The 26,681-nt window shown below is 73.0% G+C and carries 29 protein-coding genes; 16 read left to right on the top strand and 13 right to left on the bottom strand.

Annotated elements, in window-relative coordinates:
• The first annotated feature begins 69 nt into the window (after positions 1-69).
• The 5 genes from ACIGXO_RS21390 to ACIGXO_RS21410 all read left to right on the top strand — a co-directional run bounded on the left by ACIGXO_RS21390 (position 70) and on the right by ACIGXO_RS21410 (position 4,285).
• Positions 70-150 (top strand): putative leader peptide, encoded by an 81-nt coding sequence (locus ACIGXO_RS21390; protein WP_382467491.1) that lies wholly within the window; start codon positions 70-72, stop codon positions 148-150.
• A 56-nt stretch (positions 151-206) separates the two neighbouring features.
• The gene (locus ACIGXO_RS21395; RefSeq protein ID WP_399788989.1) at positions 207-719 is read left to right on the top strand and encodes a flavin reductase family protein; all 513 of its coding nucleotides are present in this window, start codon (positions 207-209) and stop codon (positions 717-719) included.
• Between the two features lie 211 nt (positions 720-930).
• Positions 931-1,716, top strand: coding sequence for an electron transfer flavoprotein subunit beta/FixA family protein (locus ACIGXO_RS21400; RefSeq protein WP_399788992.1), 786 nt, complete (start codon positions 931-933; stop codon positions 1,714-1,716).
• Between the two features lie 100 nt (positions 1,717-1,816).
• Positions 1,817-2,779 carry an electron transfer flavoprotein subunit alpha/FixB family protein gene (locus ACIGXO_RS21405; RefSeq protein ID WP_399788995.1) on the top strand — a complete coding sequence of 321 codons (963 nt, stop codon included), beginning with the start codon at positions 1,817-1,819 and terminating at the stop codon, positions 2,777-2,779.
• Positions 2,780-3,001: 222 nt separating this feature from the next.
• Entirely contained in the window at positions 3,002-4,285 is a 1,284-nt protein-coding gene (locus tag ACIGXO_RS21410) for a DUF6986 family protein (protein WP_399788997.1), read from the top strand.
• 36 nt (positions 4,286-4,321) lie between these two features.
• Here ACIGXO_RS21410 and ACIGXO_RS21415 read toward each other — a convergent pair whose 3' ends face one another.
• The 4 genes from ACIGXO_RS21415 to ACIGXO_RS21430 form a co-directional block, all read right to left on the bottom strand.
• Complete coding sequence (locus ACIGXO_RS21415; protein ID WP_399789000.1) at positions 4,322-4,900, bottom strand: rhodanese-like domain-containing protein; 579 nt, start codon at positions 4,898-4,900, stop codon at positions 4,322-4,324.
• Positions 4,901-4,994: 94 nt separating this feature from the next.
• Entirely contained in the window at positions 4,995-5,750 is a 756-nt protein-coding gene (locus tag ACIGXO_RS21420) for a sulfite exporter TauE/SafE family protein (RefSeq protein WP_399789003.1), read from the bottom strand.
• Positions 5,747-7,162 (bottom strand): rhodanese-like domain-containing protein, encoded by a 1,416-nt coding sequence (locus ACIGXO_RS21425; protein ID WP_399789005.1) that lies wholly within the window; start codon positions 7,160-7,162, stop codon positions 5,747-5,749. The genes ACIGXO_RS21420 and ACIGXO_RS21425 overlap by 4 nt, the downstream gene beginning before the upstream one ends.
• 143 nt (positions 7,163-7,305) lie before the next feature.
• Entirely contained in the window at positions 7,306-8,337 is a 1,032-nt protein-coding gene (locus tag ACIGXO_RS21430; RefSeq protein WP_399789008.1) for a LacI family DNA-binding transcriptional regulator, read from the bottom strand.
• Positions 8,338-8,536: 199 nt separating this feature from the next.
• On the opposite strand from ACIGXO_RS21430, the gene ACIGXO_RS21435 reads away from it, so the two are divergent.
• The 3 genes from ACIGXO_RS21435 (at position 8,537) to ACIGXO_RS21445 (ending at position 11,172) form a co-directional block, all read left to right on the top strand.
• A complete protein-coding gene (locus tag ACIGXO_RS21435; RefSeq protein ID WP_399789011.1) occupies positions 8,537-9,493 on the top strand; it encodes an ROK family protein in 957 nt (318 codons plus the stop codon).
• 145 nt (positions 9,494-9,638) lie between these two features.
• The gene (locus ACIGXO_RS21440) at positions 9,639-9,953 is read left to right on the top strand and encodes a hypothetical protein (RefSeq protein WP_399789014.1); all 315 of its coding nucleotides are present in this window, start codon (positions 9,639-9,641) and stop codon (positions 9,951-9,953) included.
• A 148-nt stretch (positions 9,954-10,101) separates the two neighbouring features.
• Complete coding sequence (locus ACIGXO_RS21445) at positions 10,102-11,172, top strand: NUDIX domain-containing protein (protein WP_399789017.1); 1,071 nt, start codon at positions 10,102-10,104, stop codon at positions 11,170-11,172.
• 48 nt (positions 11,173-11,220) lie between these two features.
• On the opposite strand, the gene ACIGXO_RS21450 is transcribed toward ACIGXO_RS21445, so the two are convergent.
• Positions 11,221-12,588, bottom strand: a complete 1,368-nt coding sequence (locus tag ACIGXO_RS21450; RefSeq protein ID WP_399789020.1) for a dipeptidase — start codon at positions 12,586-12,588, stop codon at positions 11,221-11,223.
• A 292-nt stretch (positions 12,589-12,880) separates the two neighbouring features.
• Between ACIGXO_RS21450 and ACIGXO_RS21455 the strand changes: the two genes are divergently transcribed.
• Positions 12,881-14,086 carry a geranylgeranyl reductase family protein gene (locus tag ACIGXO_RS21455; RefSeq protein ID WP_399789024.1) on the top strand — a complete coding sequence of 402 codons (1,206 nt, stop codon included), beginning with the start codon at positions 12,881-12,883 and terminating at the stop codon, positions 14,084-14,086.
• A gap of 260 nt (positions 14,087-14,346) precedes the next feature.
• Here ACIGXO_RS21455 and ACIGXO_RS21460 read toward each other — a convergent pair whose 3' ends face one another.
• Positions 14,347-14,859: a nitroreductase family deazaflavin-dependent oxidoreductase gene (locus ACIGXO_RS21460; RefSeq protein ID WP_399789026.1), complete on the bottom strand. Its 513-nt coding sequence runs from the start codon at positions 14,857-14,859 to the stop codon at positions 14,347-14,349.
• Between the two features lie 183 nt (positions 14,860-15,042).
• Here ACIGXO_RS21460 and ACIGXO_RS21465 point away from each other — a divergent pair, with 183 nt between their 5' ends.
• The 3 genes from ACIGXO_RS21465 to ACIGXO_RS21475 all read left to right on the top strand — a co-directional run bounded on the left by ACIGXO_RS21465 (position 15,043) and on the right by ACIGXO_RS21475 (position 17,882).
• Positions 15,043-15,756, top strand: a complete 714-nt coding sequence (locus tag ACIGXO_RS21465; RefSeq protein ID WP_399789029.1) for a TetR/AcrR family transcriptional regulator — start codon at positions 15,043-15,045, stop codon at positions 15,754-15,756.
• A gap of 165 nt (positions 15,757-15,921) precedes the next feature.
• On the top strand, positions 15,922-17,220 hold the full coding sequence (locus ACIGXO_RS21470) for a sensor histidine kinase (protein WP_399789032.1): 1,299 nt from the start codon (positions 15,922-15,924) through the stop codon (positions 17,218-17,220).
• On the top strand, positions 17,217-17,882 hold the full coding sequence (locus ACIGXO_RS21475; RefSeq protein ID WP_399789035.1) for a response regulator: 666 nt from the start codon (positions 17,217-17,219) through the stop codon (positions 17,880-17,882). Before ACIGXO_RS21470 ends, ACIGXO_RS21475 begins: the two co-directional genes overlap by 4 nt.
• Here ACIGXO_RS21475 and ACIGXO_RS21480 read toward each other — a convergent pair.
• Positions 17,843-18,109, bottom strand: coding sequence for a DUF6332 family protein (locus tag ACIGXO_RS21480; protein WP_399789038.1), 267 nt, complete (start codon positions 18,107-18,109; stop codon positions 17,843-17,845). The two genes, ACIGXO_RS21475 and ACIGXO_RS21480, sit on opposite strands and share 40 nt — an antisense overlap.
• 178 nt (positions 18,110-18,287) lie before the next feature.
• Between ACIGXO_RS21480 and ACIGXO_RS21485 the strand changes: the two genes are divergently transcribed.
• Positions 18,288-19,151, top strand: coding sequence for an SMP-30/gluconolactonase/LRE family protein (locus tag ACIGXO_RS21485; RefSeq protein ID WP_399789041.1), 864 nt, complete (start codon positions 18,288-18,290; stop codon positions 19,149-19,151).
• Positions 19,152-19,213: 62 nt separating this feature from the next.
• Here the strand turns inward: ACIGXO_RS21485 and ACIGXO_RS21490 are convergent, their stop codons facing one another.
• Together ACIGXO_RS21490 and ACIGXO_RS21495 are read right to left on the bottom strand one after the other, a co-directional pair.
• Positions 19,214-20,023, bottom strand: coding sequence for a maleylpyruvate isomerase family mycothiol-dependent enzyme (locus ACIGXO_RS21490; protein ID WP_399789043.1), 810 nt, complete (start codon positions 20,021-20,023; stop codon positions 19,214-19,216).
• Positions 20,010-20,441 carry an SCO4225 family membrane protein gene (locus ACIGXO_RS21495; protein ID WP_399789046.1) on the bottom strand — a complete coding sequence of 144 codons (432 nt, stop codon included), beginning with the start codon at positions 20,439-20,441 and terminating at the stop codon, positions 20,010-20,012. Before ACIGXO_RS21495 ends, ACIGXO_RS21490 begins: the two co-directional genes overlap by 14 nt.
• 323 nt (positions 20,442-20,764) lie before the next feature.
• Between ACIGXO_RS21495 and ACIGXO_RS21500 the strand changes: the two genes are divergently transcribed.
• On the top strand, positions 20,765-21,997 hold the full coding sequence (locus ACIGXO_RS21500) for an ROK family protein (RefSeq protein WP_399789049.1): 1,233 nt from the start codon (positions 20,765-20,767) through the stop codon (positions 21,995-21,997).
• Between the two features lie 21 nt (positions 21,998-22,018).
• On the opposite strand, the gene ACIGXO_RS21505 is transcribed toward ACIGXO_RS21500, so the two are convergent.
• A complete protein-coding gene (locus ACIGXO_RS21505) occupies positions 22,019-22,972 on the bottom strand; it encodes a phosphotriesterase (RefSeq protein WP_399789052.1) in 954 nt (317 codons plus the stop codon).
• Between the two features lie 180 nt (positions 22,973-23,152).
• Between ACIGXO_RS21505 and ACIGXO_RS21510 the strand changes: the two genes are divergently transcribed.
• A complete protein-coding gene (locus ACIGXO_RS21510) occupies positions 23,153-23,458 on the top strand; it encodes an SHOCT domain-containing protein (protein WP_399789685.1) in 306 nt (101 codons plus the stop codon).
• A gap of 69 nt (positions 23,459-23,527) precedes the next feature.
• On the opposite strand, the gene ACIGXO_RS21515 is transcribed toward ACIGXO_RS21510, so the two are convergent.
• A complete protein-coding gene (locus tag ACIGXO_RS21515; RefSeq protein ID WP_399789055.1) occupies positions 23,528-24,037 on the bottom strand; it encodes an ATP-binding protein in 510 nt (169 codons plus the stop codon).
• A 312-nt stretch (positions 24,038-24,349) separates the two neighbouring features.
• Entirely contained in the window at positions 24,350-24,634 is a 285-nt protein-coding gene (locus tag ACIGXO_RS21520) for a hypothetical protein (protein ID WP_351598559.1), read from the bottom strand.
• Positions 24,635-24,874: 240 nt separating this feature from the next.
• On the opposite strand from ACIGXO_RS21520, the gene ACIGXO_RS21525 reads away from it, so the two are divergent.
• Entirely contained in the window at positions 24,875-26,068 is a 1,194-nt protein-coding gene (locus ACIGXO_RS21525; RefSeq protein ID WP_399789058.1) for a PLP-dependent cysteine synthase family protein, read from the top strand.
• Between the two features lie 76 nt (positions 26,069-26,144).
• Here the strand turns inward: ACIGXO_RS21525 and ACIGXO_RS21530 are convergent, their stop codons facing one another.
• A complete protein-coding gene (locus tag ACIGXO_RS21530; protein ID WP_399789061.1) occupies positions 26,145-26,618 on the bottom strand; it encodes an SRPBCC family protein in 474 nt (157 codons plus the stop codon).
• Positions 26,619-26,681 lie beyond the last annotated feature (63 nt).

A 26,681-nucleotide genomic window follows, 5' to 3' on the forward strand; every position in this document is an offset into this window, starting at 1 on the left:
TGCGTGATTGTGGTCGCACCTGCCCGTGAGCACTTGACTGCATCACGCACGCATCGTCAGTCTGACGTCATGCGGCCTGATCCCCTTCTGTACGGACGTGTCCACGTGGACCTCCTGCGCACCGCGAGCGCGCGCTGTCCGGGCGCTTGAGCAGCGACGACAGCAGTACCGCTCCGGCTCGTACACCACAGCAGAAGGACACGTTCATGACCGTCTCGTCCGACCTCGCCGCACCCCAGCTGGCCTCTCCCGAACTGCTGCGCTCGGTCTTCCGGCGGCACGCGGCGGGCGTCGCCGTGATCACGGCGCAGGACCCGCACACGGGCCCGGTCGGCTTCACCGCCACCTCCCTCACCTCCGTCGCCGCCGAACCGCCCCTGATCTCCTTCGGGGTGGGCACCGGCAGCTCCAGCTGGCCCGTCATCGCGGAGGCGGAGTACGTCGGCGTGCACATACTCGGCGAGGACCAGCACGAGCTGGCCGCCACCTTCGCGCGCAGCGGCGCCGACCGCTTCGCCGCTCCCACCTCTTGGCACACCGGCCCCCAGGGTGTGCCGGTCCTCGATGGCGTGCTCGCCTGGCTGGTCGGCCGGGTCGTGGCGCGGGTGCCCGCGGGGGACCACCGGATCGTGCTGGCCGAGGCCGTCGTCGGGGACCCGACGGGGCCGGGTCGGCCGTTGCTGTACCACCAGGGAAGCTTCACCGCCCTACGTGACTGACACCCCGTCCGGCAGCCCCGACACGCCAGGTCGGGGCCGTTGGCAAGGTCACAGTTCGACGCGCTTGCCATCGGGGAAATGCATAGGTGTACTGGCGAGTAATATTTCGGTCGGCGCGGGGACGCGTACCCGACCGGGAGCCGCCCCAACAGGCGCCTATGCTGCCAGCACAAGGCAGTTGTGAAGCGACGAAGCAGGTAGGAGAGCCGGCGTGAGCCTGAGGATCGTTGTCTGTGTGAAGTACGTGCCCGACGCCACCGGCGACCGGCACTTCGCCGAGGACCTGACCGTCGACCGCGACGACGTGGACGGTCTGCTCTCGGAGCTGGATGAGTACGCCGTCGAGCAGGCTCTCCAGATCAAGGAAGCGGCCGACGACGCCGAGATCACGGTGCTCACCGTCGGCCCCGAGGACGCCAGCGACGCGCTCCGCAAGGCGCTGTCGATGGGCGCCGACAAGGGCGTGCACGTCGAGGACGAGGACCTGCACGGCACCGACGCGGTGGGCACCTCGCTGGTGCTGGCCAAGGCCATCGAGAAGACCGGCTACGACCTGGTCGTGTGCGGTATGGCCTCCACCGACGGCACCATGGGTGTCCTCCCGGCGATGCTGGCCGAGCGCCTGGGCGTCCCGCAGGTCACCCAGCTCTCCGAGGTCTCCGTCGAGGGTGGCGTCGTGAAGGGCCGCCGGGACGGCGACACCGCCACCGAGCAGCTGGAGGCGTCGCTGCCGGCCGTCGTGTCGGTCACCGACCAGTCCGGTGAGGCGCGTTACCCCTCCTTCAAGGGCATCATGGCCGCCAAGAAGAAGCCGGTCGAGGAGCTGGAGCTGGACGACCTGGACATCGACGCGGACGAGGTCGGTCTGGAGGGCGCCTGGACCAAGGTCGAGGACGCCACCGAGCGTCCGGCGCGCACCGCCGGCACGATCGTCAAGGACGAGGGCGAGGGCGCCAAGCAGCTCGCCGAGTTCCTCGCGGGCCAGAAGTTCATCTGAGCCTCGGGCCAGAAGTTCATCCAAGGCCCCTGCGGCCGGGGTTCGCCCCGGCTCGGTCGCCCCTCAACCGCCTCATTCTTTCCCGCAGGAGTGCAATCCCATGGCTGAAGTCCTTGTCTTCGTCGACCACGTGGACGGTGCCGTCCGCAAGCCCACCCTCGAACTGCTCACCCTCGCCCGCCGCATCGGCGACCCGGTCGCCGTCTCCCTGGGCAACGGTGCCGCCGACACCGCCGCCGCGCTCGCCGAGCACGGTGCGGTCAAGGTCCTGACCGCGGACGCCCCGGAGTTCGGCGAGTACCTCGTCGCCCCGAAGGTGGACGCCCTCCAGGCCGCCTACGAGGCCGTGTCCCCGGCCGCCGTGCTGCTGCCGTCCTCCGCCGAGGGCAAGGAGATCGGCGCCCGCCTGGCCATCCGCATCGGCTCCGGCATCATCACCGACGCCGTCGACCTGGAGAACTCGGACGAGGGCCCGGTCGCGACCCAGTCGGTGTTCGCCGCCTCCTTCACCACCAAGTCCCGGGTCTCCAAGGGCACCCCGGTCATCACCGTCAAGCCCAACTCCGCCGCTCCGGAGGCCGCTCCGGCCGCCGGTACGGTCGAGGCGCTCGCGGTGACCGTGGCCGACTCCTCCAAGGGCACCAAGGTCGTCTCCCGCACTCCGCGTGAGTCGACCGGCCGTCCGGACCTGACCGAGGCCGCGATCGTGGTCTCCGGTGGCCGTGGTGTCAACGGTGCCGAGAACTTCCCGGTCATCGAGGCGCTCGCCGACTCCCTCGGCGCGGCCGTCGGTGCCTCGCGTGCCGCGGTGGACGCGGGCTGGTACCCGCACACCAACCAGGTCGGCCAGACCGGTAAGTCCGTCTCGCCGCAGCTGTACATCGCGGCCGGTATCTCCGGTGCGATCCAGCACCGTGCCGGTATGCAGACCTCGAAGACCATCGTCGCCATCAACAAGGACGAAGAGGCCCCGATCTTCGACCTGGTCGACTACGGCGTCGTCGGCGACCTCTTCAACGTCGTCCCCGCGCTGACCGACGAGGTCAAGGCCCGCAAGGGCTGACCCGTCCTGCGACACCCCGCCGGGCCCCGTACGCGCACGCCGCGTACGGGGCCCGGCGTTTGGGAGAAGGGCGTGAACCGTGCGCAGCGGCAAGATGGGTGTTGACCTGGCCTGACGGCGCGGATAGCTTCACTATGCGGAGTTTCGCTTCCATGAAGCGAAACTTGCCTAACTCTTAAGCGAATCTGGGATGGAAACGTCCCCCTATCGGGAGGGTGTCGAATGCCGCAGCAGGAGACCGTGGCCACGAGCCTTGCGAGCACGGTACGCGAGGAGATCGGAGCCTCTCTGGCCGCGGTCGACGCGGACCTCGCGCGGCGCTATCCAGGGGATCCGGGCACCCGCCAGCCCGTCCACACGGTCTACGTACCCGGTGACATCTTCGCCGCCGACACCATCCGCTCCTGGGGCGAGGCGGCGCGCACCGCGCTGGACGAGCACGCCCCGGACGCCGCGGCCCTCGCCTCCGTACTCGGCATCTCCGACGAGCTCGCCGGACCCGTGTACGACCGCGTACGGGCCAAGCTGGAGCGCGAGCCCATCGAGGACCTGCGCGTCGACTTCGAGGACGGCTACGGCGCGCGCCCGGACGCCGAGGAGGACGAGGCGGCGGCCCGCGCCGCGGCGACGATCGCCGCCGCGTACCAGGACGGCACGGCCGCCCCGTACATGGGCATCCGCATGAAGTGCATGGAGGCCGCCGTCCGCGACCGCGGCATCCGCACCCTGGACATCTTCCTCACCGGCCTGATGAAGGCCGGCGGCCTCCCCGAGGGCCTCGTCCTCACCCTCCCCAAGGTCACCTACGCCGAGCAGGTCACGGCCATGGTCCGGCTGCTGGAGGCGTTCGAGAAGGAGCACGGCCTGGCCGCGGGCCGCATCGGCTTCGAGATCCAGATCGAGACCACCCAGTCGATCCTGGGCGCCGACGGCCGCGCCACCGTCGCCCGCATGATCGAGGCGGCCGAGGGCCGCGCCACCTCGCTGCACTACGGCACCTTCGACTACAGCGCCTCCTGCGGGGTCAGCGCGGCGTACCAGTCGCTGGACCACCCGGTCGCCGACCACGCCAAGGCGGTCATGCAGGTCGCGGCGGCCGGTACGGGGGTCCGGCTGTCCGACGGTTCCACCAACGTGCTGCCCGTCGGCTCCACCGAGCAGGTCCACGACGCCTGGCGCCTGCACCACGGCCTCGTACGCCGCTCCCTGGCCCGCGCGTACTACCAGGGCTGGGACATGCACCCGGCCCATCTGCCGACCCGGTACGCGGCCGTGTACGCCTTCTACCGCGAGGGCCTCGAAAAGGCCGCGGCGCGCCTCGCCGCGTACGTCGCCAAGGCCGGCGGCGCCGTCATGGACGAGCCCGCCACGGCCAAGGCGCTCAGCGGCTACCTGCTGCGCGGCCTGGACTGCGGCGCCGTCGACATCGCCGAGGTCGCCCGGCTCACCGGCCTGACCCGCGCGGACCTGGACGGCCTGGCGGGCCGGCCGACGCAGGCGGGCTGACCCGAGGGGACAGTCCCCTGGGGCTGATCCGAGGGATCAGTCCCGCAGAGCGGCCAGCGTGGCGGACAGGTCCGGGGCGCCGGCCCGGTTGTACGGCAGCTTCGCCAGTACCCGGGCCATGCCGCAGGTGTCGGTGAGCGCCGAGAAGACCAGCCCGCCGGCGATACCGGCCGACAGCAGCCGGGCGGCGGGCCACCGCCGCCCGGCGAGCAGCCCGGTCAGCACCAGCGACCCGGCGGCCAGCCGCACCTGACGCTCCATCGCCCAGGCCGGGCGCGCGACGTCGGCGCCCGCCGGGCGGCGCACCTCGAGCCCGTGCTGCACCCAGCCGCTGGTGCCGCCGGTCAGGTTGGCGGCCGGTATGCCCTCCTCGGCGAGGGCGGCGCACGCCTGCGCCGAGCGGTTGCCGGAGGCGCAGACCATGAGCAGGTCGGCCCGCGCCGCCGCGCTCCGCAGCGCGGGCACGGCCTCGCCGAGGCGGTCCAGGGGGACGTTGTGCGCGCCGGGCAGGTGCCCGGAGGCGTACTCCCCGGGCGTCCGTACGTCGATCACGGTCAGCTCGTCGAGCCGCGCGCCGGCCTCGTCGGGGGTGAGGGCGGTGGGGGTGGTGGTCATGAAGTTCGCTGCCTTTCGTGTGTCTCTTGTGTGGCTTTTGTGGGGGGCAGGGGGCTGTCGGGGAGCCGGCCGCCCGGTCACGTCACCGCGTCGGTCACGTCACCGCATCGATCACCATGAACGCCGCGACCGCCAGCAGTACTCCCGCGAACGCCCGCTGCAGCAGTGGCCCCGACGCCTTCGCGGCCAGTCGCTTGCCGTCCCAGGCGCCCAGGACCGCCGTGGCGGTGAACGGGGCGATGACCGCCCAGTCCAGCCCGCCCATGGTCGTTCCGCGGGTGGCCAGGGAGGCCAGCGAGTTGGCCGAGATGACCAGCAGGCTGGTGCCGACCGCGGCCTGCATCTCGAAGGCCAGCACGGTGACCAGCGCGGGTACGGCGAGGAAGCCCCCGCCGACGCCCAGCAGCCCCGTCAGCGCGCCCAGTCCGGCGCCGCTGCCCGCCGCCCTGGCCGGCCGTACCGACGGGGTGCCCTGCGCGGCGGCTTCCGACCGCGCGCCGCGCAGCATACGCAGCGCCGCCAGCGCGGCGACGGCGGCGAAGGCCACCGTCAGCAGCCACTGCGGCAGGCGGGCCGCCGCGGCACCGGCCAGCGCCGCCGGCAGCAGCCCGGCGGCCGCGAACAGCGCGCCGGCCCGCCACCGTACGTTGCCCGCGCGGGCATGGGCGTACAGGGCGGTGAGCGAGGTGGCGGTGACGATCAGGAGACTCGCGGTGGTCGCCGCCGCCGGGGTGAAGCCGAGGAGGTAGATCAGCGCGGGGACGGCGAGCACGCTGCCCCCGCCGCCGAGCGCGCCGAGCGCCAGGCCGACCACCGCGCCGGCGGCCAGGGCCAGAAGCAATCCCGTCATCGAGCCGGATCGGCCTCCGGCCCGGCGAGGCCGTCTCCGAGGTCCCGGCCGTCGGCGAGCACGAGGCGGAGCCCGGCCGGCGCGGCCGCGTCGAACCGGTCGTCGACGGCGACGACCTCCCGCCCGGCCGCGTCCAGCAGGGACGCGGCGATCGCCGCCCGCATCCCGCCCGCGCAGTGCACCCACACCACGCCCGCCGGTACCTCTCCGATGCGGTCGCGCAGCTCGTGGATCGGGATGTGCAGCGAGCCCTCGATGTACGCCCCGGCGCGCTCGGAGTCGCGCCGTACGTCCAGTACGACCAGTTCCTGACCGGCCGCGGCGCGTGCGAGGTCGGCGAAGGTGACCCGCGGGAAGGAGCGCAGCTTCTCGCCCTCGCGCAGCCAGCTCTCCGGGGCGCCGGTGGCCGCGGCCGCCGGCCGGTCGATGCCCACCCGCGCCAGCTCCCGCTGCGCGTCGGCTATCTGTTCCGGCGTCTCGGCCAGCAGCGTGACCGGCTTGCCCCAGGGGATCAGCCAGGCCAGGTAGGTGGCGAGCTTGCCCTCGCCCTCGAAGTTGAACGAACCGGCGAGGTGTCCTTCGGCGTACGCGACCCGGTTGCGCAGGTCCACCACCCACTCACCGGCCGCCAGCCGCCGCGCGAGCTGCTCGGCGTCGGCGGGCTCCGGCGGGGTGAGGTCCACGGGCGCGGGGCCTGCCGCGTTGGCCGGGCCCATGTGCGCGTAGTACGCCGGTACGTCCTCCAGGCCGGCCAGCAGCTCCGCGACGAAGGTGTCCACGTCCTGGGTGAACGCGGCGTTGTTCCGCCGCTCCGCGCCGATCGTCGTGGTGTCCCCCTCGGCCTGCGCCGACGAACAGAAGCTGCCGAAGCCGTGCGTCGGCAGCACCGGCACCGCGTCGTCCAGCTGGTCGGCGAGGCGGTGCGCCGAGGCGTACTGGGCACGGGCCAGCCGCTCGGTCAGCCGCGGCTCCACGAGGTCGGGGCGTCCGACCGTGCCGATCAGCAGCGAGCCGCCGGTGAACGCGGCCACGCCGCTGCCCGCGTCCTCCAGTACGTAGGAGGTGTGGTGCGGGGTGTGTCCGGGGGTCGCCACCGCCCGCAGGACCAGGCCCTCGTCGACCGTGACGGTGTCGCCGTCGGCGATCGGCGTGCGCGCGAAGGAGACCGCCGCTTCGGCCGGGACCAGGTAGCGGGCGCCGGATATGCGTGCCAGGTCCAGGCCGCCCGTGACGTAGTCGTTGTGCACGTGGGTCTCCGCGACGTAGGCGATCCGGACCCCGCGCCGGGTGGCGGCCGCGAGGACCTGGTCGATGTCGCGTGGCGGGTCGATCACCACCGCGGCCGAGCGCCCGCCCGCCAGATAGCTGCGGTTGCCCAGCCCCTCGAATTCCAGGGTGTCGACGAAAAACACGGCAGCGCCCCTTCCTTCCGTATCGAGAAATGTATACCCCTGTGCGTTTACCCCCGGGGGTATCTGTACTCACCATAACAGGCGGTACCCCCGGGGGTATTCCAGGCGGCGTGAAGAGGGCGGGTGATGACTGAAGAAAGGCGCTAGGCGGGCGGCAGTTCGCCCGAGCCGCGGGGGATCAGGCGGGTGGGGATGACGCGCTGCTGCGGCGGCTCGTCGGCGCCGTCCAGGCGGCGGAAGAGGAGGGCCGCGGCGGTGCGGCCGAGGCGGGCCGCGTCCTGCGCGACGACGGTGATGCCGGGGCTGATCAGATCGGCCAGTTCGAAGTCGTCAAAACCGACCAGGGCGACCGGGTGCGTGTGCTCCGCCAGGACGCGTACGACGGTGACGGTGACGCGGTTGTTGCCCGAGAACAGCGCGGTGACCGGGGCCGGCCCGGCGAGCATCGCCCCGGCCGCCGACCGCACCCGCTCCGGCGCCGTCGACCCCAGCGCCACCCACGATTCGTCGACCGGCAGTCCCGCCTCCTCCATCGCCGCCCGGTAGCCGCGCAGCCGCTCCACGGCCGTGTGGATGCGCGGCTGGTCGCCGATGAAGCCGATGCGGCGGTGGCCGTGCGCGATGAGATGGGCCACCGCGTCCCGCGCGCCGCCGAAGCTGTCGGAGAGGACGACGTCCGCTTCGATCTCCCCGGCCGGCCGGTCCACGAAGACCGTGGCGACGCCGGCCGCTATCTCCGGTTCCAGATAACGGTGGTCGGTGCCGGCCGGAATGATCACCAGGCCGTCCACCCGGCGGGCGCACAGCGCGAGCACCAGCTCCTGCTCGCGGGCCGGGTCCTCGGCGCTGGAACCGTTGATCAGCAGCGCACCGTGGTCGCGCGCCACCTCCTCCACGGCCCGGTTCAGCGGCCCGTAGAAGGGGTCCGCGAGGTCCTCCAGTACCAGCCCGATGCTGGCCGTGCGGCCCTTGCGCAGCACGCGCGCCGAGTCGTTGCGGCGGAAGCCGAGCGCGGTGATCGCCTCCTGCACGCGCCGCTCGGTGTCGGGCGTCACGCCCGGCTCGCCGTTGACCACCCGGGAGACCGTCTTGAGGCCGACGCCGGCGCGCGCCGCGACGTCCTTCATCGTGGGCCGGGTGCCGTAGCGGGTGGTGCTGCGGGCGGTGTCGGTCACGGTGCGGCGGTCCTGTTCCCTGGGTCGGTGGCTGCCTGCTCGGGAGGCAGTGGCTGCCCGTTCCGGTGCGGTGCCGGGCATCTCTGGGCGTGGCGTCGAGCATAACGTCTGGACAACGTTGTCAAAACTGGCGAGACTGGCGTTCTGCACGCCGGGGCGGCCGCCCCGGGCCGCCCGCCGACCAGGAGATTCCACGCCGATGCAGACCGACCTCAACGCAGCCCTGGACATCGGCGGTACGAAGATCGCCGGGGCGCTGGTCGACGACCGGGGCCGGATGCTCGTACGGGCGACCCGCCCCACCCCCGCCCAGGAGGACGGCGCCGCCGTGATGGGCGCGGTGCACGGGGTGCTCGACGAGCTGACCGCGGCGCCCGAGTGGTCCCGGACGTCCGTCGTCGGCATCGGCAGCGCCGGGCCGGTCGACGCGCAGACCGGCACCGTGAGCCCGGTCAACATCCCCGGCTGGCGCGACTTCCCGCTGGTCGCGGGCGTGCGCGAGCGGACCGGCGGGCTCCCCGTCGTGCTGGTCGGCGACGGCGTGGCCATGACCGCCGCCGAACACTGGCAGGGCGCCGCACGCGGCCACCGCAACGCGCTGTGCATGGTGGTCTCCACCGGCGTCGGCGGCGGCCTCGTCCTGAACGGCCGCCCCCACCCGGGCCCCACCGGCAACGCGGGCCACATCGGCCACATCAGCGTCGACCTCGACGGCGACCCCTGCCCCTGCGGCGGACGCGGCTGCGTCGAACGCATCGCCAGCGGTCCGAACATCGCCCGCCGCGCCCTCGCGGAGGGCTGGCAGCCGGGCCCGGACGGCGACGCGACCGCCGTCGGGGTGGCCGCGGCCGCCCGCGCCGGGGATCCCGTGGCGATCCGCTCGTTCGACCGCGCGGCGCAGGCCCTGGCGGCCGGTATAGCGGCCACCGCCACCCTGGTCGAGATCGAGATCGTGGTGATCGGCGGGGGAGTGGCCGGCGCCGGCGAGGTCCTCTTCGCGCCGCTCCGCCGCGCCCTGCACGACTACGCCACCCTCTCCTTCGTCCGCGGCATCAAGGTCGTACCGGCCCAGATGGGCACGGACGCGGGCGTGGTGGGCGCGGCGGCGGCCGCCCAGCAGTACCGGGCGGGTGCCTTGGCGGCCACGTCGGTGTGAATCCCTGACGACCTGGCGCGGGGTCTCCCCGCGCTCCGGTCTTCGTTACCGGAACGAGCCCGCGAGCCCTCTTGTCGCCACCCCCGCCCGCCCCGACGCTCCTCTCAAGCAAGCACATTCTGAATCGCGCGAGAGGCGGCGCCCCATGACGAACGCACAGATGTGGGCCCTGATCATCGGATTCGTCTCCCCCCTCCTGATCTCGGTCGTCAACCGGCCCCAGTGGAGCAGCGCCGCCCGTTCCGCCGTACAGATGGCCGTCTCGGTCCTCGTCGGCCTCGGCAGCGCCTATTTCGCCGGCGACTTCGCGGGCAAGGACGTCATCAGCAGCATCCTCATCGCCTCCGTGGCCGCCATCAGCGCCTACAAGGGCATCTTCAAGCCCACCGGCGCCGCCCCCACCCTGGAACGCCTCACCTCCCCGGCTCCCCGCGCCGCCTCCCCGGCTCCCCGCGCCTGACCGCGCCGGGCGGTGATCTCCGGCGCCGGGACACGGCCCAGGGGTTGACAGCGACGCGGGGCGACCCCGCGGGAGCGCCCGTATATGGCGCGTTTCCGTGGCAGGGTGTTGCGGGCAACTCACAGGGGTCTAGGGATGAGGGGGAACCGTGATCGTCTGGCTGAACGGCGCGTTCGGTGCGGGCAAGTCCACCGCGGCACAGGAACTCTTGGACCTGCTCCCCGGGAGCACGCTCTACGATCCCGAACTGGTCGGCCGCGGGCTGAAGGAGATGCTCCCGGCCAAACGGCTGGACGATGTCGACGACTACCAGGACCTGCCGTCCTGGCGCAGACTCGTCGTCGACGCGGCCGCCGCGCTGCTCACGGAGGTACCGGGGCCGCTCATCACGCCGATGACGCTGCTGCGGCAGGAGTACCGGGACGAGATCTTCGGCGCGCTGGCCGCACGCCGTATCCCGGTGCGGCACATCCTGCTGCATGCGGAGGAAACGATCCTTCGGGAGCGGATCGCCCTGCGGGACGAGCCGGTACGGGAGGAGTCCCCGCGGGACGGTTCCGCACGGGGCCCGGGCGCAGCCGTCCAGGAGCCGGTACGCGAGCGGAGCCTGGCGCACCTGGAGCCCTACCAGCAGGCGCTGGCCTGGATCCGCGGCGACGCGCACGTCATCGACGTCTCGGACCTCGGGCCGCGGCAGACGGCCGAGCGCATCGCCGAGGCCGTACGGACCGGCGGCGGCGCCACCGACATCGTCCAGACGCCCGAACCGACCGCCGAGACCCTGGCCGCCGGCGTACTGCTCTTCGATGAGGAGGACCGGGTACTGCTGGTGGACCCGACGTACAAACCCGGCTGGGAATTTCCCGGCGGGGTCGTGGAACCGGGCGAGCCGCCGGCCCGGGCCGGGGTACGGGAAGTGGCCGAGGAACTGGACATCCGGCTCCCCACGATGCCGCGCCTGCTGGTGCTCGACTGGGAGGCGCCGGTGCCGCCCGGATTCGGCGGCCTGCGGCTGCTGTTCGACGGCGGGCGGCTGCCGGACGAGCAGATACGGGACCTGCTGCTGCCGGGCTCGGAGCTGCGCGACTGGCGGTTCGTCACCGAGGACGAGGCCGAATCGATGCTGCCGCCCGTGCGCTGGAACCGCCTGCGGTGGGCCCTGCGCGCCCGCGCACAGGGACGCCCGCTCTATCTGGAGGCGGGCGTTCCTGTGGGGTGACGACCGGCGTGGGGGAGGCGGGGCGGGTCGGGCCCGCCCCTTGTGCCGCTAGGCCCCCGCCTTGCTCCCCGCGTACCGCTGCAGGAACAGCGCCTCCGCCAGCGACAGCCGCTCCAGCTCTTCCGGAGACACGCTCTCGTTCACCGCGTGGATCTGCGCCTCCGGCTCGCTCAGCCCGATGAGCAGGATCTCCGCCTCCGGGTACAGCGCACCGAGCGTGTTGCACAGCGGGATGGAGCCGCCCATGCCGGCGGACTGCATCTCCGTACCGTCGTACGCCTCGCGCAGCGCCGCCGCCATCGACTCGTACGCCGGGCTGCTGAGATCCGCGCTGAACGGCTGGCCCTGGCCGACCTGCTCGACCGTGACGCGGGCGCCCCAGGGCGCGGCCGACTCCAGGTGCGCGGTGAGCAGCTTGGTGGCCTCGGCGGCGTCCTGGCCCGGCGGCACCCGCAGGCTCACCTGCGCCCGCGCGCTCGCCTGTACCGACGGGGTGGCGCCGACGACCGGCGGGCAGTCGATGCCGATGACCGTGACGGCCGGGCGGGCCCAGATGCGGTCGGCGACGCTGCCGGAGCCGATCAGCTCCACGCCGTCCAGCACCTTGGCGTCCTTGCGGAACTCCGCCTCGTCGTACTGGAGTCCCTCCCACGTACCGTCCGCCGCCAGCCCGTCGACCGTCGTGGAACCGTCCTCCGCGCGCAGCGAGTCCAGGATGCGGATCAGCGCGGCGAGCGCGTCGGGCGCGGCGCCGCCGAACTGCCCCGAGTGCAGATTGCCCGCCAGCGTGTCCACCTGGACGCGCAGCATCGTCATACCGCGCAGCGAGGCGGTGACCGTGGGCAGGCCGGCGCGGAAGTTCCCGGTGTCACCGATGACGATGGCGTCGGCGGTCAGCAGGTCGGGGTGCGCCTCGGCGTACCGCTCCAGGCCGCCGGTGCCCTGCTCCTCCGAGCCCTCGACGATCACCTTCACGTTGACCGGTACGCCGCCGTGCTCCTTGAGCGCGCGCAGCGCCGTCAGGTGCATGATCAGGCCGCCCTTGCAGTCGGCGGTGCCGCGGCCGTACCAGCGGCCGTCGCGCTCGGTCAGCTCGAAGGGCGGGCTCAGCCAGGCGCTCTCGTCCAGCGGCGGCTGCACGTCGTAGTGCGCGTACAGCAGGACGGTGGGGGAGCCGGCCGGGCCGGGCAGGAAGCCGTAGACGGACTCGGTGCCGTCCGGCGTCTCCAGTACGGTGACGTCCTCGAAGCCCTCGGCCCGCAGCGCACCCGTTATCCACCGGGCCGCCGCCTCGCACTCGCTCTTCGGGAACTGCGCGGGGTCGGCGACCGACTTGAAGGCCACCAGCTCGGTCAGTTCGGCCCTGGCGCGGGACTGCAGCGCGGCGACGGTGGTGGCGAGCGGGCTGTCAGGCATGGGAACGCTCCTTTTGGGCGCGACGTTGTCCTGTCGGGACGGTGACCGGGGTGGCGCGGCTCCCGTCCGTGAGTGTCCGTACGGAACGGGTCCGTGCGTGCCTACGTTGCGCGTCCGTACGTAGGGGATGGTGCCTCCGATCTTCCCACAGGCACCGCCGCGATCAGCGAGCCGTAGGATGCGGGCGGTACGCGCACGGCACGGGCGGTACGCGCAATGGTGCGGGCGGTACGGCAGCCAGGGATCCATGCCAGGGATTCGTACCAGGGATCGATCGGGAGTAGCAGCACAGGTGAGCAGCGAGAGCGCAGCCCAGGACGGCCGGATGGTGTGGGACGTGGTGGTGGTCGGCGCGGGGCCTGCGGGCGCCTCGGCGGCCTATGCCGCGGCCTGCACGGGACGCCGCGTACTCCTCCTGGAGAAGGCCGAACTTCCCCGGTACAAGACCTGCGGCGGTGGCATCATCGGCCCCTCGCGCGACGCGCTGCCGCCCGGCTTCGACCTGCCGCTGCGGGACCGCGTGCACGCCGTGACGTTTTCCCTGAACGGCAAGCTGACGCGGACCCGCCGCTCCCGGCAGATGCTCTTCGGCCTCATCAATCGCCCCGAGTTCGACGCCCAGCTCGTCGAGTCCGCGCAGAAGGCGGGCGCCGAACTGCGTACGGGCGTCACGGTCAGCCGCGTCGAGCAGCACGGCAGCGCCGTTCCCGACCGCCGGACGGTCGCCGTCGTACTGAGCGGCGGCGAGACGGTGCTCGCGCGTGCGGTGGTCGGCGCGGACGGCAGCGCGAGCCGGATAGGCGCGCACGTCGGGGTCAAGCTCGATCAGGTGGACCTCGGCCTGGAGGCGGAGATCCCGGTGCCGCCGACGGTCGCCGAGGACTGGGCGGGGCGGGTGCTCATCGACTGGGGGCCGATCCCGGGCAGTTACGGGTGGGTCTTCCCCAAGGGGGACACACTGACCGTCGGCGTGATCTCCGCGCGCGGCGAAGGCGCGGCCACCAAGCGGTATCTGGAGGACTTCATCGCGCGGCTGGGGCTCGCGGGCTTCGAGCCGTCGATCTCGTCCGGGCACCTGACGCGCTGCCGTGCCGAGGACTCGCCGCTCTCGCGGGGGCGCGTGATGGTCTGCGGCGACGCGGCCGGGCTGCTGGAGCCGTGGACGCGCGAGGGCATCTCCTTCGCCCTGCGCTCGGGCCGGCTCGCGGGGGAGTGGGCGGTACGGGTGGCCGAGGCGCACGACGCGGTCGACGCACGCCGCCAAGCACTCAACTACGCCTTTGCGATCAAGGCGGGGCTGGGCGTCGAGATGGGCGTCGGCCGCCGGATGCTCGCGGTCTTCTCGCGCCGCCCGGGCCTGCTGCACGCCGCGATCACGGGCTTCCGCCCGGCGTGGAACGCCTTCGCGAAGATCACCCGCGGCACGACCACCCTGGCAGAGCTGGTACGCACACACCCGCTGGCCCATCGGGCGCTTTCGGCGTTGGATCGCGAGTAGCCGGTACTCGGTTGATGCGAGTGGCCGACCGGTACTCGGTTGATGTGAGTGGCCGACCGGTGCTCGGTTGATGTGAGTGGCCGACCGGTGCTCGGTCGGTGCGAGTGGCCGACCGGTGCTCGGTCGGTGTGAGTGGCCGACCGGTGCTCGGCCGGTGCGAGTGGCCGGTGCTCGGTCGATGAGCGGTTGGTGGGTGGTGAAGTGGGTGATGAAGTGGGTGGTGACCGGGCAGGGGAGCATCCGGTCGGGGCGATAGGGGGTCACTCGGCCGGGGTGATGCGGAAGACCGGGTGGTGCGGGGCGGCGGCGAGCAGCGCGTCGTCGGCGGATTGGGCGGTGACCTCGCCGAAGTACTGCTTCACCTCCCAGCCCCAACGCTCCAGATACGCCCGCAGAATCGCGGGCGTCTCGGCGGGCGGCAGCTCCACGGCGGTGAACGCGCGGGTCCTGCGCCCCACCCGCAACTGCCCGCCGCCCGCCGCGCGCAGGTTGCGGACCCACTCGCCGTTGCCACGCGCCGAGACGAGGTACTGAGCGCCCTCGAAGGCCAGCGGATTCACCGGCACCCGCCGCCACTCCCCGCTCTTCCGCCCGCGAACGGCGAGATCCGCACTCCCGGCCAGACTGATCCCCCGCCGAGCCAGCCAGCCGACGAGGGAGTTGAGCCGGACACCCAGCCGGCCGGGCTTGAGGTAGCGGGGGGCGCCCTGCGGGCGCGGCTGCGGCGGTTGATTGCCGTTCACGTGCGTCTCGTTCACGTGGGTCTCGTTCATGGTGATCCCTTTGTCCGGGAGGGCGAGGGCGAGGGCGAGCGGCGTCGCGCCGCGCGGCGAGAGCAGTGCTCTCGTTAATGAGCAGTGTGCACGGCCCGGCGCGCCATGGCAAGAGCACTGCTCTCTCTTCGCGCCGCCGCTCTCGTTCCTGGTCGGTGTTCTCGACATGGCACACTGCTCCCCATGACTGCGATCAGGGGAGCCAGGGAGCGGGCGCGCGGTGAGATCACCGCTGCGATCAAGGACGAGGCCCGCAAGCAGCTCGCCGCCGAAGGCGCCGCGAAGCTCTCGCTGCGCGCCGTGGCCCGGGAGCTCGGCATGGTCTCCTCGGCCCTCTACCGCTACTTCCCGAGCCGCGACGACCTGCTGACGGCCCTGATCCTCGACGCGTACAACGCCTTGGGGCAGGCTGCCGAGACCGCGCTCGCCGGCCGGCGGGGCAGTGCGGACGCGGCCCCGGCCGCCCGGTGGACCGCCGTGTGCCGCGCCGTACGGGAGTGGGCGCTCGCCCACCCCCACGAGTACGCGCTGATCTACGGCTCACCCGTACCCGGCTATCACGCCCCCAGGACCACCGCCGAGCCCGCCGGCCGGGTGGCGCGGGCGCTCATCGAGGTCGTACGGGACGCCTACGCGGCAGGCGCGCTGCGCGAGCCCGATGACCCGCTGCCGGACGCCGTGGTCGGGGACATGCTGGCGCTGGTCGCGGAGCAGGGCGTGGAGCTGCCCGCCGGGGTGGTGGCCCGGCTGGTCGGCGCGTGGGCGCAGCTGTTCGGGCTGGTGGGCTTTGAGCTCTTCGGGCAGTTCAACCGGGTGGTCGAAGCGCGGGAGGAGTTCTTCGAGCAGGCGGTACTGCAGCTCGCCCGGTCGGTCGGCCTCCCCACGCCTGCCCGCTGACCTGCCTGGCCTCTCCTCCTCTCCGTACTCCTCACAGCGAGCTCGACCTCCTCACCGCCATACCTCCTCTCCGTACTGCTCACAGCCCCGTACTCCCCACGGAGTACCGGCCGGCACCGCGCTCGGCGGACGCCCTGGGGGCAGGGGGCGGGCTAGCGTGGCGGCATGGACAAGGGACGGCCGTCGTGGGTGCGGCACTGCCTCGGGTGGCTCGGCCCCGCGCGCGGGGCCACCGCGCGGCGCATGCCCTGGCGTTCGACCTTGCTGATCACCGTGTTCGTACAGGTCGGTACGCGCTTTGCCGCGCACGGGCAGCCGGACCGGGCGGCCCTGGACGGCGTCGCGGAATTCCTGCTGCTCGCGGGCTCCCTCCTCCTGCTCCTGCGTCATCGTTTTCCGCGCGTCGTCGCGTTCGGTACCGCGATCGCCGCGCTGCTCTACCTAGGTGGCGGGTATCCGTACGGTCCGGTCTTCCTGCCCGTGGCGGTCGGGTGCTTCGCCGCTGTCGTGGCGGGGCGGCGCGTCGCGGCCTGGAGCGCGGTGGGGCTGCTGTGGGCCGGGCATCTGCTCGTCGCGCACTGGCTGTACCGATGGCTGCCGCCGGCCGCCGACGGCGCCGCGCCGTGGGGGCAGGAGCTGATCGTCGCCGGCTGGGCGGTGGCGATCGTCGCCGCGTCCGAGCTGGGCCGCGTACGCCGCGAACAGCTCGCGCACGCCCGGGCCGAGCGCGCGGCGGCGGAGCGGCGCCGGGCCGACGAGGAACGGCTGCGGATCGCACGGGAGTTGCACGACGTCCTCGCGCACAGCCTCTCCGTCATCAACGTCCAGGCCGGCGTCGGGCTCGCCCTGCTCGACGACGACCCCGAGCAGGCCCGCACGGCCCTGACGACGATCAAGGGAGCCAGCAAGGAGGCGCTCGGCGAGGTCCGGCAGGTGCTCGACACGCTGCGCGCGCAGGGGCGGGCGCCCAGGTCGCCGGCGCCCGGACTCGCCCGGCTGCCCGAGCTGACCGAGCAGGCGAAGAGCGCGGGACTGGACGTGGCCGTGTCGGTCGAGGGCCGGGTGTCCGGGCTGCCGCCGGGCGCGGACCTCGCGGCGTTCCGTATCGTCCAGGAGGCGCTGACGAACATCGTCCGGCACTCCGGGGCCCGCAGCGCACGTGTCCACCTGGCACGGGCCGCGGACGCGCTGGAGCTGCGCGTCGACGACGACGGGCCGGCCACGGGAGCGGGACCGTCCGGCGGCGGGAACGGCCTGGTCGGCATGCGTGAACGCGCCGCCGCGCTCGGCGGCGAGGTCCAGGCGGGCCCGCGCGCGGACGGCGGCTTCGCCGTACGTGCCACGATCCCGCTGCGGGGGAGCGGTGATACCCGCCGGGCGGATGGGGCGGACGGGGCGGCCGGCGAGCAGGACGGCGGGTCGGCGGCCCGTGCGGCGGGCGATGACGAGGAGGAGAGCGCATGATCCGGGTACTGCTCGCCGACGATCAGGTGCTGGTGCGGGCCGGCTTCCGGGCGCTGCTGGACGCGCAGCCGGACATCGAGGTGGTCGGTGAGGCCGCCGACGGGGAGGAGGCGCTGACGGCCGTACGGGAGCGGCGGCCCGATGTCGTCCTCATGGACATCCGGATGCCGGTCGTGGACGGGCTGGCCGCGACCCGGGGGATCACCGGGGACGAGCGGCTGGCCGGAGTGAAGGTGGTCATGCTGACCACCTTCGAGCTGGATGAGTACGTGTTCGAGGCGATCCGCTCGGGCGCCTCCGGGTTCCTCGTGAAGGACACCGAGCCGGACGAACTGCTGCGCGCCGTACGCGCCGTGGTCGCCGGGGACGCGCTGCTGTCCCCGGGAGTGACCCGGCGGCTGATCGCCGAATTCGCCGCCCGTTCGAAGGAGCCGGCCGCGGCCGAGGGGCTGGCCCAACTGACCGAGCGGGAGCGGGAGGTGATGGCGCTGGTCGGCATGGGGCTGTCCAATGAGGAGATCGCGCGCCGGCTCGTCGTCAGCCCGCTCACGGCCAAGACGCACGTCAGCCGCACGATGGTGAAGCTCGGCGCCCGGGACCGGGCCCAACTCGTCGTGCTGGCCTACGAGTCGGGGCTCGTACGCCCCGGCTGGCTGGGCTGACGCCACCGCCACAGGACCCGCACCACCCGGTGGACAAGGGCCCCACCGCCGACCAGTGCCGATCCCATGAGCCAGGAGCCGCGCCACGAGGCGGGCAGCGCGTCCCAGAGGACGGGCGCCGCGCAGATCAGGAAGGCGAGGGCGCCCACGAGCGCACCGGTCACCACGGCGAACACGATCTCGACGGTGACGGCGTCCCGTTGGGCCTGCGAGCGGGTCGGAGACACCGTAAGAGTCTGTCATGCGCACGGGATTGCCGCTGCCCTCCGGCCGCTCATAGGCTGAGCGCTTCCGGCCGGTCACCGACCGGAACCAGCGCATGCACGGCAGTGGCGCACGCCTCGTGTCGCAGCTACTCGCGCCGGAAGAGCCGGAAGAACTGGTGCCGGAAGAAGGCGAGCGGTCATGAGGCAGTGGGACGTTGCCGTGCGGTCGGGTGCGCGGCTCGGCGAGGGGCCGACGTGGGACGCCGCACATGCGCGGCTGATCTGGGTCGACATCCTCACCTGTCGGGTGCACACCTACGATCCCGCCACCGGGCGCCGCACGGTCATGGTCACCGAACAGCACGTGGGCGCCGCGAAGCCGCGCGCGACAGGCGGTCTGGTCGTCAACCTCCGGGACGGAGTGGGCCTCTACGACGCGGCCGGGAAGTTCTCCTGGCTGGCCTACGAAGCAGTGCCGGGGCGGCGCGGCAACGACGCGGCCGTGGCGCCCGACGGCGCGCTCTGGGCCGGGACCATGCCGTACGACGAGGCGCCGGGCGGCGGCACGCTGTCCCGTGTCGCCCCGGACGGCAGCACGGTGCGGGTGCTCTCGGACGTCACCGTCAGCAACGGCATCGGCTGGAGCCCGGACGGCCGGCTGATGTACTACATCGACACCCCGACCCGGCGGATCGACGTCTTCGACGCGGCCGCCGGTGACGGGGGCGCCGCGGAGCGGCTCGCGGACAGCCAGCGGCCCTACGTGGAGATCGAACCGGGCGCCGGCTTCCCGGACGGGCTGTGCGTGGACGCGGAGGGCTGCGTCTGGGTGGCGCTGTGGGACGGCGGGCAGGTGCGCCGCTACACGCCCGACGGCACCCTCGACCGTACGGTCGAACTGCCCGTCCGGCGCCCGACCGCCTGCGCCTTCGGCGGCCGTGACCTCACCGACCTCTACATCACCACGGCTCAGGAGGACACGCCGCGGCATCCCCTGGAGGGCTCGGTGCTCGTCGTCCCGGGCGCGGGCCAGGGGCTCGATCAACCGGCCTTCGCGGGCTGACCCCGGCCGTCCGCGCCCCGCGCGGGGCCCGTGGGCCGCTCGCCGGCGGCCCACGGCCGCGATCAGATCGCGAACAGCTCCTGCCAGAGCCGGGGGAAGGAACCGTCGCCGCCCAGCGTCACCGTCACCGCCTCCGAACTCTGCCACGGCAGGCGGTTCCACAACATCGCGTAGAGGTCCGCCGCGGGGCCTTCGAGCACACAGTCCGGTGCGGAGCCGGTCGGCTGGCCCGCCGCGCCGTCCTCGTCCCCGGTCGCCGTCTCCCGCTCCGTACGAGGCGGCGCGTCCGAAAGGCGCACCCGCCAGGCGGCGTTGCTCGTGCCGGCGGCGCCGGGCGCGTCCGTGGTGCGTATATACAACTCCTTCTCGGGCGTCGTGCGCACGCGGGCGCGGTCACTCGCGAGGAAGCCCATCAGCAACTCGTCGATGCCGTCCGCGGCGAACGCGGGATCGACGGCGGAGAAGCCGGCGCCGAGCGCCGCCTCGGCGTCGATGCGGTGTATCGCCGTCTCATGGGCCTGCCGGCGGGCCCAGAACTCCAGGGGCGAAGGGGCGGGCAGGAAGGTCCAGCACGCCAGGTCGGCCGGGGTCGCCGCGAGCGCCGAGACCAGGGCGGCATGGCCCTCGCGCACCCATTCCACCAGCGCCGTGCCGTCCAGGTCGGGCGCCTCGGGCGGCCGCACGCGCCCGTCCGTCCCGTCCGTGACATATCCCGTCGCCCAGCGGTGGACGCGGCCCATGTGCAGGAGCAGGTCGCGGACCTGCCAGTCGGGACAGGACGGGACCGAGGCGTCGGGGCCGGCCTTGTCCGCGGCGTCCGCCAGCAACCGGCCGTCCCTGCGGAGCATTTCGACGAATTCAGTGATCTCCATGCCAACGAGTGTCCCAGCCGCCACTGACAATGGCCTTGGGCGCGGCGGGCCGGCCGCGCAGACTGCGGTGGACCAGACCCAGCAGCAGCGCGTTGACCAGCGCCGCGAGGCCGATGGTGGTGATGGAGTACCAGGCCGGAGCGCCCGCGTCGCTCCACATCGCGTCCCCCGCGAACCACAGCGGGAAAAGGGTCGGGGAGGTGAGCAGCGCGGCCCAGACGCCGGACATCGAGGCGTCCGGATGGTCGACGAAGAGCGAGTCGACGACGGCGAAGACCATCGCCGCCGCGACCAGGGCCAGGTAGATGCGGGAGACGGGATTGCCGAACGTCAGCCGCGCCGCGTCGCGCAGCCAGGGAGCCTGGTGCGCCCGCTGCCGGGGCGTCTCGGGGTCGCGGTTCCGGAGTGTCGCCTTCATGTGTCCCCCCAGGGGCGGTCCATGTGCAGATGCAGAGGTACGTGTCCAGTCGTACGTGCTCCGGGCGGGACGGACATCCGTGTTCGTACTCACATACGGGGGTCCGTACTCAAGTATCGAGCCGGAAGCCTGGGCTGTCAGTGCGTGATTCCGGCCGCGTGGGCGCCGGGCCGGCCGCGCACCCCCTGGGGCGAGCGGGCGGGTGGCCTTACACGGTGCCGGCGCGGGGGTAGCGTCTCGGTGTGCGGCGCGCGACCGGCGGTTTTCCGGGAGGCGGCGGGCCGTGTTTTGTTCATACCGGATACAAAGTCAGAATGGACGGCGTGACCCACACACGGACGACCAGGCTGGAGCGGGGCCGCGGCGCGCTCGGGCCCGCGCTGGAGCTCGTACACACCGGGCGCGCGCCGACGCGTGCCGTGCTGACCTCCGAACTCGGCGTGACGCGCGCGACGGCCGGTGCGGTGGCCGCCGAGCTCGAAGCGCTCGGCCTCATCACCGTCGACGCGCACCCGACCGCCGCCGCCGGCACCCAGGGACGCCCCTCGCACCGGTTGTTCATCGCCGACCAGGGGCCCGTCGTGCTGGCCGTGCAGATCCACGCCGACGGCTACCGGGTCGCCCTGGTGGGCCTCGGTGGCCGGATCGTGGCCACCACGTCCGGATGCGGCACCATCCCCGCCGACCCGGCGCGCATCCTGTCCGAGGCCGTACGCGCCGGCTCCGGGCTGCTGCGCGACTCCGGGCGGCAGTGCCTGGGGGCCGGGCTCGCCGTGCCCTCCGCGGTCGCCGAGCCGGACGGTGAGGCGCTCAACCCGCTGCACCTCGCCTGGCCCGCCGGCGCCCCCGTACGGGCGCTGTTCCTCGAGGCGCTGGCCGAGGCGAAGGTGCCGGGCGTCACCGAGCACGTCGGTTTCAGCGGCAACGATGTCAACCTCACGGCCCTCGCCGAACACCGCCACGGGGCCGGACGCGGCGCCCGCGACCTGCTGTGCGTGGCCTCCGGCCACCGCGGCGTCGGCGGCGCGCTGGTGCTGGACGGCCGGCTGCACAGCGGAAGTTCCGGCCTGGCCCTGGAGGTCGGGCACCTCACCGTCAACCCCGAGGGCGCCCCCTGCCACTGCGGCAGCCGCGGCTGTCTCGACGTCGAGGCGGACCCGCTCGCCTTCCTCGGCGCCGCGGGCCGTACGCCGGGCCCCGAAGGCTCGCTGCTCAAGCAGGCGACGGATCTGCTGCGCGAGGAGTACGCGGACGCCTCCGTACGGGCGGCCGGAGAGCTGCTGATCGACCGGCTCGGCCTCGGTATCGCGGGGCTGGTCAACATCCTGAACCCCGACCGCATCATCCTCGGGGGCCTGCACCGGGCGCTTCTGGAGGCCGACCCCGAGCGGCTGCGCGCCGTAGTGGCGGACCGCAGCCTCTGGGGGCGCAGCGGTGGCGTACCGATACTGCCCTGCACGCTGGACCACAACGCCCTGGTGGGCGCGGCCGAGCTGGCCTGGCAGCCGGTGCTGGACGACCCGTTGATCGTCCTGGAGAGCGAACGCACCGGCTGACGCGTGCGGGGGCGCCGCGGCTCAGGCCCGCCACTCCGTGGCGAAGGCGCGCGCCGGATTGACCGTCAGCATGCGCTCCACCGCCTCCTTCTCCAGGGTGAGTTCGAGGCGGCGGCGCAGCCCGAGGACGACGTACGGCATCCCCGGCCCGCCGTCGACCGAACGGGCCCCGGCCGTGGTCGTGTCGCCGCCCAGCAGGACGCGGTCGCCGAACCCCGCGTCGACCAGCGCGGCCAGCGCCTCAGGGAGCCGCCAGTCCGTCGCGTGGTGCGCCCGCGAGGGGCCGTCGAAGGCCAGGTAGGCGCCGGCCTCGGCGGCCGTGCGGTGGACGGCCGCGTCGGGGAAGCGGTTGAGGTGGCCGAGTATCACGTGCTGCGGCGGTACTCCCGCCTCGTCGCACAGCAGGTCGAGCACGTCGAGTGCGCCGGTGCCCAGCTCCAGGTGGACGCCGATGGCGGCCCCCGTGGCGTGGTGCGCCTCGGCCGCGGCGGACAGCGTGTGGCGGGCGTGCGCGTCCAGACCGTGGAAGTCGCCTGCCACCTTGATGAGGCCGGCCCGCGGGCCGCCGGGTCCGCCGATGCCCTCCGTCAGCTCGGCGACGAACAGCCCTGCCAGATCCTTGCGGACCCGTTCGAGCGTCTCCGGTGCGTAGTGCGCCGCCTGATGCAGCCCGGTGGCCGCCACGATGCGCACGCCCGACTCCCGGGAGAGGCGTGCCAGTTCGGAGGCGCGGCGCCCCATCCCGTACGGCGTCCACTGCGCCACTGTGCCGCCGCCCGCCTCCCGGAAGGCGCGCAGCTCGGCGGCCGCGGCCCCGGTGTCCGCCAGTTCCTGGCCGGGCAGCTGGGGCGTGGCGAGAAAGAGATGGTCGTGCGCGTCGAACCGGCCGCGCAGCGCCTCCGGGGGCAGATCACCCAGCACGGTACGGAGGACGGGGGCAGGGGCGGCCCCGGTGGGGCGGTGAGGTCTGACCATGAGGGCACTTTACATACCAGTAGTTACAGTGGGGCACCGCTGTCCCCGTTGCCGGGTGTACTCCCCAAGGGGTAGTCCCGGTGCCGCTGTCCGTACGACGACGGGAGGCGTCCGGCGGATCAGGCTCGAAGAGAACGCGGAAACCGCGTGACCGGCGTGACCTTCGAGGAGCTGAACATCATGGACGTCCTGGCGACACCTTGGTCCGGCGGCGGTCCCGGGCCCTGGATCCTGTTCTTCCCGCTGCTGTGGGCGATCGCCGTCATCGGTGTCGTCACCGTGCTGCGGCGCACCGTATGGCGCGGGCGGGGGCCCTGGCAGCGGTCCGGCACGGCCGCTCATGCCGAAACCGGTCCGTCGCCCCTCTCCGTACTGGGCCACCGGTTCGCCTCCGGTGAGATCGACGAGGACGAGTACTGGCGGCGGCTCTCGGTCCTGGACGAGCAGTTCGGGACGCACGGCAAGGGCCGGGGAGGCGTGACGTGACCGTCCCCGGGGGCGCGGCTCGTGTGCGTACGGACGGCTGAGCGCCCGGCCCCCTCGGGGACCGGGCGCTCAGCCCACTCGTGCGCCGCGTGCGGGTGTGTGCACTCCGCCGGCTGCTTCTGTGCGCTCCGCCTCGGGTGGTTCCGGCAGACGGCTGAGCGCGGGGCCCGGCTCCTCGCGGCCACGGGTGAGCGCCGGCAGCGTGAACCACACGACCTTGCCGGTGTCCTCCGGGCGGGCGCCCCAGCTCTCGCTCAGCTCCGCGACCAGGGTCAGGCCGCGGCCCCCGGTATCCAGCGGCCCGGCCACCGCGGGCTGCGGCAGCCTGGGATCGAGATCGCGGACCGACACCGTCAACTGATCCAGCAGGACCGACAGTTCGACCGTGCACTGCTTGCTGGGCAGGGCGTGCTGGTGGACGTTGGCCAACAGCTCCGTCACTCCCAGGGTCGCGGAGTCGATCAAGGCGTCGAGACGCCAGTAACGTAGCTGTGCCGATACGATTCTGCGCATCTGGCCGATGCGTGCCGGCAGGGCTTGGAGCTCTACCGCGCAGTGCCTGCTGGGCTGCCTGATCACGACCGCGACTCCCCTGATGAGGCCGGGCGCGCCCGCCGCTACGGAAACGCGAGGACCGGGTCCGGCGATATCCCGTTCACCTGTAGTCACCAGTGGTGAACTCTTGGTGATGTGAGTCAGTCCAGGGTCGGCCCGCTCCCGTACTCCCGCAACCGCAGAGGGTCCGCAACCCCAGCGCGCCCCACCGGTCTTCACCCGAATGCAGTCGCCGTACCGCCGCCCGCGGACCCGTACGATCCCCGCGCACACTTCCGTACGTGGCCCGCAGGCGCGGTCGTCCGGGCGTAACGTCCGTCGCTCCGGTACGGCGGGTCAGGTGCGGGCGCCGGCGGCCCGTACGACGTCCAGGAAGCGCTCGGGGGCGCCCATGGTCAGGGAGTAGCGGTGGCCGTTGAGCGTGGCGAACGCCCGATCCCGGGCCAGCAGCCGCGGCCGGTGCGCCTGGACCGACGTCAGCGGCGCGCTGTCGATCTCCGTGCCGTAGCTCGTCAGCAGTGCCAGCCTGCCGTCCCTGATGATGACCTGACCCGCTCGGGTCAGCGACCGCAGCCAGCGCTCGATGCGCACACCGGTCGCGTTGAACTCCGGCTCCCTCATGGAGCACCGCCTCCTCACGCACTTGGCGACGGGAAAAGGCCCGCGCCCTTATGAAGTCTGCCCGGATCGCGGCCCGGGCACCAGTTCCCCTGGTCGTGGGCCTGCGAACACCAGTACCCCGAGGGCTTCTTGGAGCTGCTCAAAGGGTTGTTTATGCAGGTGAGAAGCGTGTGGCGGATGGTTATGATCGAGCTGGGCCCGGTGGTCACGGCGGGCCGGACGACCGCGAGGAGCACGTCGATGAGCACCGCACAGCACACGGACGGGCGGGACGGCGGCCTCGCGGGGGCCGGCGGCCGGTCCTGCGACCTCCCGGCCGCCCCCGAAGGCGGGCCGCTGCCCACCCTTGATGTCGACCGCACCGACTCCGATTACCGGGGCTGGCTCAAGGAAGCCGTGCGCAAGGTCCAGGCGGACGCCAACCGCAGCGCCGACACCCACCTGCTGCGCTTTCCGCTGCCCGAGCAGTGGGGCATCGACCTGTACCTGAAGGACGAGTCGACGCATCCGACCGGCAGTCTGAAGCACCGCCTGGCGCGCTCCCTCTTCCTCTACGGGCTGTGCAACGGCTGGATCCGCCCCGGCAAGCCGGTCATCGAGGCGTCCAGCGGCTCCACGGCCGTCTCCGAGGCGTACTTCGCGAAGCTCATCGGAGTGCCGTTCATCGCGGTGATGCCCGCGACGACCAGCCGCGAGAAGACCCGCCTGATCGAGTTCCACGGCGGCACCTGCCATCTTGTTGCCGACCCGCGGACCGTGTACGACGTCTCCGCCCGGCTCGCGGCCGAGACCGGCGGGCACTACATGGACCAGTTCACCTACGCCGAGCGGGCCACGGACTGGCGCGGCAACAACAACATCGCCGAATCGATCTTCCAGCAGCTGCGCCTGGAGCGGTACCCGGACCCGGCGTGGATCGTGGCCACCGCGGGCACCGGCGGTACCTCGGCGACCATCGCCCGCTACGTGCACTACATGCAGCGCGACACCCGGGTGTGCGTCGCCGACCCGGAGAACAGCTGCTTCTTCGACGGCTGGCTGAACGGCGACGCCGAGACGGACTGCCGCACGGCCTCCCGTATCGAGGGCATCGGGCGGCCGCGGATGGAGCCCAGCTTCGTGCCCGGCGCGATCGACCGGATGATGAAGGTCCCGGACGCGGCGAGCGTGGCGGCCGTACGGGCGCTGGAGACCGCCATCGGGCGCAAGGCGGGCGGCTCGACGGGCACGGGGCTGTGGAGCGCGCTGAAGATCGTCTCCGAGATGGTCGCCGCGGGCCGTACGGGCTCGGTGGTCACCCTCCTGTGCGACCCCGGCGACCGCTACCTCGACAAGTACTACTCCGACGCCTGGCTGGCCGAGCAGGGGCTGGACATCGCGCCGTACGCCCGGACCCTGCAGACCTTCCTCGCCGAGGGCACCTGGCCGGCCTGAGAGGGCTCTGACGGGCTCTTCGGCGACCGGGCCGCCCGGGGCCCGGCGCTTCGCTCACACGCCGCTGTGGCGCCGCTCAGACGCCGACGAGGCGCCGGTCCAGCTGCCGCATCGAATCACGGAACGCGCGGCCCAGCATCGGGCGGGACAGCTGCATCATCGAGCGGAACGGCGCGGGGCCGTCGGCGGCGAACGTCCAGCGCACGAGCGTGCCGCCGGACACCGGGGTGAGCCGCCAGTCCTCCAGCAGGGCACGCAGGCCCGGCGCGTTGGTCTCGTCGACGCGGTAGGCGTAGTGCTCGGGGCGCTCGGCGGCCAGGATGCTCTCCACGAAGCGGGTGCCGCCCGTCAGCCGGACCGAGCGGCCCTTGCCGCCGTCGGTCGGGGTGATCCGCGAGACCCCCGTGAACCACGCGCTCCAGGAGCCGACGTCGTCCGCGAGCGCGGCGTACACCGCTTCAGGGGGCGCGGAGACCTCGGCCGCGAAGACCATGCGCAGCGGCGCGGATTCGGCGAAGTCGAGCCCGACAGGGCTCAGTCGGTGCGTCATGGGACGAGCACCCCCTACACACGGTGATGAGATCAGGACCGACCGTCGAACAATCCGGCGTCG

The organism is Streptomyces sp. NPDC053542, from assembly GCF_044544685.1.
Taxonomy (GTDB): Bacteria; Actinomycetota; Actinomycetes; order Streptomycetales; family Streptomycetaceae; genus Streptomyces.

Bases quoted from the DNA above. Each gene is read 5' to 3' on its own strand.
- ACIGXO_RS21390 (WP_382467491.1), top strand. From the start codon at position 70: ATGCGGCCTGATCCCCTTCTGTACGGACGTGTCCACGTGGACCTCCTG.
- ACIGXO_RS21395 (WP_399788989.1), top strand. From the start codon at position 207: ATGACCGTCTCGTCCGACCTCGCCGCACCCCAGCTGGCCTCTCCCGAA.
- ACIGXO_RS21405 (WP_399788995.1), top strand. From the start codon at position 1,817: ATGGCTGAAGTCCTTGTCTTCGTCGACCACGTGGACGGTGCCGTCCGC.
- ACIGXO_RS21410 (WP_399788997.1), top strand. From the start codon at position 3,002: ATGCCGCAGCAGGAGACCGTGGCCACGAGCCTTGCGAGCACGGTACGC.
- ACIGXO_RS21415 (WP_399789000.1), bottom strand. From the start codon at position 4,900: ATGACCACCACCCCCACCGCCCTCACCCCCGACGAGGCCGGCGCGCGG.
- ACIGXO_RS21420 (WP_399789003.1), bottom strand. From the start codon at position 5,750: ATGACGGGATTGCTTCTGGCCCTGGCCGCCGGCGCGGTGGTCGGCCTG.
- ACIGXO_RS21435 (WP_399789011.1), top strand. From the start codon at position 8,537: ATGCAGACCGACCTCAACGCAGCCCTGGACATCGGCGGTACGAAGATC.
- ACIGXO_RS21440 (WP_399789014.1), top strand. From the start codon at position 9,639: ATGACGAACGCACAGATGTGGGCCCTGATCATCGGATTCGTCTCCCCC.
- ACIGXO_RS21450 (WP_399789020.1), bottom strand. From the start codon at position 12,588: ATGCCTGACAGCCCGCTCGCCACCACCGTCGCCGCGCTGCAGTCCCGC.
- ACIGXO_RS21460 (WP_399789026.1), bottom strand. From the start codon at position 14,859: ATGAACGAGACCCACGTGAACGAGACGCACGTGAACGGCAATCAACCG.
- ACIGXO_RS21465 (WP_399789029.1), top strand. From the start codon at position 15,043: ATGACTGCGATCAGGGGAGCCAGGGAGCGGGCGCGCGGTGAGATCACC.
- ACIGXO_RS21470 (WP_399789032.1), top strand. From the start codon at position 15,922: ATGGACAAGGGACGGCCGTCGTGGGTGCGGCACTGCCTCGGGTGGCTC.
- ACIGXO_RS21475 (WP_399789035.1), top strand. From the start codon at position 17,217: ATGATCCGGGTACTGCTCGCCGACGATCAGGTGCTGGTGCGGGCCGGC.
- ACIGXO_RS21485 (WP_399789041.1), top strand. From the start codon at position 18,288: ATGAGGCAGTGGGACGTTGCCGTGCGGTCGGGTGCGCGGCTCGGCGAG.
- ACIGXO_RS21490 (WP_399789043.1), bottom strand. From the start codon at position 20,023: ATGGAGATCACTGAATTCGTCGAAATGCTCCGCAGGGACGGCCGGTTG.
- ACIGXO_RS21495 (WP_399789046.1), bottom strand. From the start codon at position 20,441: ATGAAGGCGACACTCCGGAACCGCGACCCCGAGACGCCCCGGCAGCGG.
- ACIGXO_RS21505 (WP_399789052.1), bottom strand. From the start codon at position 22,972: ATGGTCAGACCTCACCGCCCCACCGGGGCCGCCCCTGCCCCCGTCCTC.
- ACIGXO_RS21510 (WP_399789685.1), top strand. From the start codon at position 23,153: ATGGACGTCCTGGCGACACCTTGGTCCGGCGGCGGTCCCGGGCCCTGG.
- ACIGXO_RS21520 (WP_351598559.1), bottom strand. From the start codon at position 24,634: ATGAGGGAGCCGGAGTTCAACGCGACCGGTGTGCGCATCGAGCGCTGG.
- ACIGXO_RS21525 (WP_399789058.1), top strand. From the start codon at position 24,875: ATGAGCACCGCACAGCACACGGACGGGCGGGACGGCGGCCTCGCGGGG.
- ACIGXO_RS21530 (WP_399789061.1), bottom strand. From the start codon at position 26,618: ATGACGCACCGACTGAGCCCTGTCGGGCTCGACTTCGCCGAATCCGCG.